This is a genomic window from Mesorhizobium sp. M2A.F.Ca.ET.037.01.1.1 (assembly GCF_003998075.1).
Taxonomy (GTDB): domain Bacteria; phylum Pseudomonadota; class Alphaproteobacteria; order Rhizobiales; family Rhizobiaceae; genus Mesorhizobium.
This window is the reverse complement of the sequence record NZ_RZSA01000634.1, coordinates 1-4,013: the sequence shown is the minus strand read 5'-3', so window position 1 is coordinate 4,013 and position 4,013 is coordinate 1. Positions and strand designations below refer to the sequence as shown.

6 protein-coding genes are annotated in these 4,013 nt (G+C 62.7%); 3 read left to right on the top strand and 3 right to left on the bottom strand.

What is annotated here, in order from left to right; genetic code table 11:
- Window positions 1–208 precede the first annotated feature (208 nt).
- Window positions 209–796 carry a hypothetical protein gene (locus EOA27_RS25870; protein ID WP_126082437.1) on the top strand — a complete coding sequence of 196 codons (588 nt, stop codon included), beginning with the start codon at window positions 209–211 and terminating at the stop codon, window positions 794–796.
- 114 nt (window positions 797–910) lie between these two features.
- Window positions 911–1,810, top strand: a complete 900-nt coding sequence (locus EOA27_RS25865) for an ABC transporter substrate-binding protein (protein WP_189343118.1) — start codon at window positions 911–913, stop codon at window positions 1,808–1,810.
- A 42-nt stretch (window positions 1,811–1,852) separates the two neighbouring features.
- Here the strand turns inward: EOA27_RS25865 and EOA27_RS25860 are convergent, their stop codons facing one another.
- On the bottom strand, window positions 1,853–2,056 hold the full coding sequence (locus EOA27_RS25860) for a DUF3126 family protein (RefSeq protein ID WP_027166457.1): 204 nt from the start codon (window positions 2,054–2,056) through the stop codon (window positions 1,853–1,855).
- 147 nt (window positions 2,057–2,203) lie between these two features.
- Window positions 2,204–3,052, bottom strand: a complete 849-nt coding sequence (gene cysE / locus EOA27_RS25855; RefSeq protein WP_042644430.1) for a serine O-acetyltransferase — start codon at window positions 3,050–3,052, stop codon at window positions 2,204–2,206.
- Window positions 3,053–3,173: 121 nt separating this feature from the next.
- Between cysE and EOA27_RS25850 the strand changes: the two genes are divergently transcribed.
- On the top strand, window positions 3,174–3,782 hold the full coding sequence (locus tag EOA27_RS25850; protein WP_126082435.1) for a hypothetical protein: 609 nt from the start codon (window positions 3,174–3,176) through the stop codon (window positions 3,780–3,782).
- On the opposite strand, the gene EOA27_RS41600 is transcribed toward EOA27_RS25850, so the two are convergent.
- A partial coding sequence (locus EOA27_RS41600; protein WP_145970528.1) for a GNAT family N-acetyltransferase occupies window positions 3,779–4,013 on the bottom strand: 235 nt, incomplete at its 5' end. The genes EOA27_RS25850 and EOA27_RS41600 overlap by 4 nt on opposite strands.

Sequence of the window (4,013 nt, the reverse complement as noted above, 5' to 3'; positions counted from 1 at the left end):
GTCGAGTAAAGCGCGACCGGCCCGGGAAATACCGCCGATTTGATCGCGCGCGACGGCTTCGGTCCTGGTTGGCCGCACGAAGCCATCCGCAAGGTAGCAATTCCTTAACCGCGCCGCTTAACGAAAAGCCTTGAAATCACTGTCCGACCCCGGACCTTCCGCTACAGTCCTGCGTTGTGAAGGCGTCCTTTTTCAACGGGGGAATGTCATGATCCGCAAACACTCCGTATCGCTGGCGGCGGTCGCGATGCTTGCCAGCGTCTCAGGAACCGCCGCCGGCAGCCGCGCGCTCGAATGCTACGAGCCGATCCACAGGCCGGCCCTCTATGACACCGTCTACGAAGATGTGATGGTAAGCCCCGGCGGGCAGGTGGTCGATTACGACGCGCCGATCTTCGGTGCCTATCAAAGCGTGGACCAGATCGCGCCGCCGCGGGTCACCTATGAGACCGTCCCGGCTGTCACGCGCACGCTCTATCATACGGTCAAGGTCTACGACGGCGGCTATGCCTGGGAATGGCGCATCATCCATGGCCGCAAGGTGCTGTGCAAGGTATGGCGCAAGGCCCGCTATGCGCGCGTCGCCGAAACGGTCGTGGTCCAGCCGGAGCGCGTCCGGCGCGTCGTTCAGCCGGCGGAGTATGAAGCGGTTGCCCACGAAGTGCTGGTGCGGCCGCAGCAGGTCCGCATCCGGGAAATCCCGCCTTCATACGGGACGGTGGCGCGACGGGTGGTGGTGCGGGAAGGTTCCACCAGCTGGCGTCGGGTGCATATCCCACGACATTGCCAGGATTAGGCGCCGTCTCGCGCACGGGAAGCGGGTTTTTCGGCATTTCGCCCGGACGACGCTGTGGTAGCGTCGACATCGAAACGGCGCGGGCGCGCCAAGAAACTGCCGGGAATGCGAAGAATGCGGCCTTCAGACATCCCCGTTGTCGGCGTTCTGCTCGCCGGCGACCGCTCGTATCCGAGCTTCGGCTCTTTCTGCGGGGCGATCGGAGAGCTGGGCTACCGGGACGGTGAAACCATCCAGATCGAGCCTCGCTTTGCCGACGGCTATCTTGATCGCCTTCTAGCCCTTGCCGGCGAGCTTGTTCAGCGCGGAGCCGAGATCATCGTCGCCATTGGGGCCGTGAGCTACTGGGCTGCTCGCGAGGCGGCGCCCGATCTGCCGATCGTCTTTGCCGTCGTGCTCGATCCGGTATCGGCGAAAATCGTCCAGAACGTCGAGCGGCCCGGCGGCCGCACGACGGGATGCTCGAATTTCGACCCAGGCCAGATCCGCGAGCAAGTGCGAATGTTGAAGCAGGTGGCGCCGAACCTGAGGCGCCTGGCGATTTTGGGCGACGCGGGGGTTCCAGACATCCTGCCGAAACTCTCAAAAGCAGCAGCCGAAGCGGAAGGCCTCGACATTTGCGTTCACTTGCTTGGAAGCGAGGAAGACCTCGAGGCTGGTTTCGCCATCTTCGCGGCTGCCGAGGCGGACGGACTGCTGTGCCTGGAGGTCCCGCGAACCACGACTTACGGGGCCAGGATCGTCGGGATGGCGAACACTGCGGGGTTGCCGGCCGTTTTCGGCAGGGACCAGGCGAGGTACGGTCCGCTGCTGGCCTATGGCACGAGCCTCGCATTTGCCGCGCGCCGGTCGGCCAGCCAGGTCGCTATGATCCTCGAGGGAGCCGACGCCGGCGCGCTTGCAGTCGAATATGTCCGCCGGCCCGAGTTGATCGTCAATTTGAACGCTGCGCGCAAAATAGCAGCCATATTGCCCGACAGCTTGCTTCGGTTGGCCACCGAAATCGTCGGGTAGCTGTCGGGATGCTCCATTCGGCGGCAGTTCGCTAAGGCTGATTTAGGCCAGATCGATGTCGAGAATGGCCATCGAGAAATTATAGTCGCCGTCGTCCTCATCCTTGAAGACGATGCCGAGGAATTCGTCGCCGACATAGACCTCGGCCGAGTCTTCCTTGCGCGGGCGCGCCTTGACCTGCAGCTTGGGGTTCTGGAAGACGCGCTTGAAATAGGCGTCCAGCTTTCTGATTTCGTCAGGCTTCAAAAGTCTTCTCCGAAATGTCGGCCTTGTTCGTGGGAACGCGCTTCTGACACGCCAACGATGGCCATGTAAAGGCAAGCCGGCAGGATAACATGGGAGAACAGTCAAGCGGAACCGGCGGCCCGTTCGGCCGCCGCCGGTAAGCCTCGGTCAGATGTCGAAGCTGACCACGTGGTCCATGCTCTGCGACGGCAGGAGCTGGTCCATCTGCCGCGAAGGCTGGTCGCAGCCGGTCTCGCCGACGACGCGTGCGGGCACGCCGGCGACCGTCTTGTTGTGCGGCACGGGCGACAGCACGACCGAGCCCGCCGCGATCTTCGAGCAATGGCCGATCTCGATATTGCCGAGGATCTTGGCGCCGGCGCCGATCAGCACGCCCCGGCGGATCTTCGGATGGCGGTCGCCATTGGCCTTGCCGGTGCCGCCCAGCGTCACCCCATGCAGGATCGACACGTCATCCTCGATGACGGCCGTCTGGCCGACGACAAGGCCCGTGGCATGGTCGAGGAAGATGCCCTTGCCGATGCGGGCGGCTGGATTGATGTCGGTCTGGAACACCGAGGACGAGCGGCTCTGCAGATAGAGCGCGAAATCCCTGCGGCCATGGTTCCATAGCCAATGCGCCAGCCGGTGCGTCTGGATGGCGTGAAAACCCTTGAAATAGAGGACCGGCATGATGAAGCGGTCGCAGGCCGGGTCGCGGTCGTAATAGGCCTGGATGTCGACGCGAACCGTCGTGCTCCACTCCGGATCGTCGTCCAGCATCGCCTTGAAGGTCTGGCGGATGAGATCGGAGCCGATGTCCTGATGCGCCAGGCGCTCGGCAAGCCGGTGGATTACCGCTTCTTCCAGGCTCTCCTGGTTGAGGATGGTCGAATAGAGGAAGGCCGCAAGCAAGGGATCGCGGTTCACCGCCTCCATCGCCTCGTCGCGGATCGACCGCCATATCGGATCGACCGGCTGCACCATGCTGGGGCGGGCAATCGTAATGCTGTTCATCGACGGTCTCCGGCCTTGCTCATTCTCGGGCGGCACATATAAGCGAAATCATAGCACGGTTGAACTCAATTTTCCTTAGTGCTTTGTCAAATGGACCTGGTTCACGCAGATTCAAGCGACGATGGAAAACGAACCCTTGATCGACGAGGCGCTGAAAAGCGAGCTTGCGGCGCTCTATAGCGCCGAAGATCGCCACTATCACGACCTCTCCCACATCGAGGCGATGCTGGCGCTGGCTGACGAATACCGAGGCCTGCTCGATGATCCGCAGGCCGTCGAGGCCGCGATCTGGTTTCACGACGCCATCTATGACAGCCGCGCCAAGGACAATGAGGCAAAAAGCGCCCAACTGGCCGAGAAAAGGCTCGCCGGACGAGTCGATCCTGGTCGCATCGTCCGCATAGCGGCAATGATCAACGCCACCGCCAACCACCAGTTGCCGCCTTTGCGCGATGAGGACGCACTCAGCGATGCCGCTCTTCTGCTCGACATGGATCTGGCGATCCTCGGCGCCGACCCTGCTGTCTTCGACGCCTATGAGCAGGCGGTCCGGCTGGAATATGGCTGGGTGGAAGAGCCGATGTGGCGCGCTGGCCGAGCGGGCGTCCTGAAGAGCTTCCTCGCCCGGCCGCATATTTTCTACATGACCGAGTTCCGGCAGCGCTTCGAGGCCCAGGCGAGACAGAACATCGAGCGATCACTCGCGGCGCTGGAAAGCGGGACTGCCTAATCCGGAAAGGTTTCCATCCGTCGCGCATAGGCGCTGAATCCGGCGCGTCCATAGACCGATTGCGCGGCTGGATGATCATAAGTATCGGTGTGGAGCCAAAGCCGTTTCGGCCGATGCGACCACGCCGCGCGCAACGCCCGGTCGAGCAGGAACGGCCCAAGCCGCTTGCTTTGAAAAGCTGGAACCAACCCGAAGTGGACGAGCTCGATTGCCGCTTCGCCGACATTGTTG